General features: G+C 46.1%; 1 protein-coding gene. It reads left to right on the plus strand.

The genetic code is table 11. The features are described from left to right. Positions 1-14: 14 nt before the first annotated feature. Positions 15-551: peroxide stress protein YaaA (locus R8N47_RS27585; RefSeq protein ID WP_318186410.1), on the plus strand; the 537-nt coding region annotated here is incomplete at its 3' end.

Below are 551 nucleotides of genomic sequence, written 5' to 3' on the forward strand. Positions count from 1 at the left end.
GGGAAGTGAAAGTCATGCTTATCGTAGTTTCTCCAGCGAAGACCCTCGATTACGAGTCTCCGTTAGCGACAGAAAAATTTACTCAACCAGAGTTAATTGAATATTCAAAAGAATTGATCGACGTTTGCCGCAAACTGACGCCTGCTGATGTTGCCTCTTTAATGAAAGTGAGTGACAAAATAGCCGATCTGAACGTCGGGCGATTCCAAGAGTGGAGCGAAACGTTCACAACGGAAAATTCGCGTCAGGCCATTTTTGCGTTTAAAGGTGATGTGTACACGGGCTTGGAAGCTGAAACACTATCAGATGCGGACTTCGAATACGCGCAAAAACACTTACGCATGCTATCTGGTCTGTACGGTCTGCTCAAACCGCTCGACTTAATGCAACCATACCGTCTGGAGATGGGGACAAAACTGGCGAACGAGAAAGGTAGCAACCTGTACCAGTTCTGGGGCAATGTGATTACCGACAAGCTCAATGAAGCGATTGCTGAGCAAGGCGACAATGTTTTGATCAATCTTGCGTCGAATGAGTATTTTAAAGCGGTG

The organism is Vibrio sp. 2132-1, assembly GCF_033344315.1.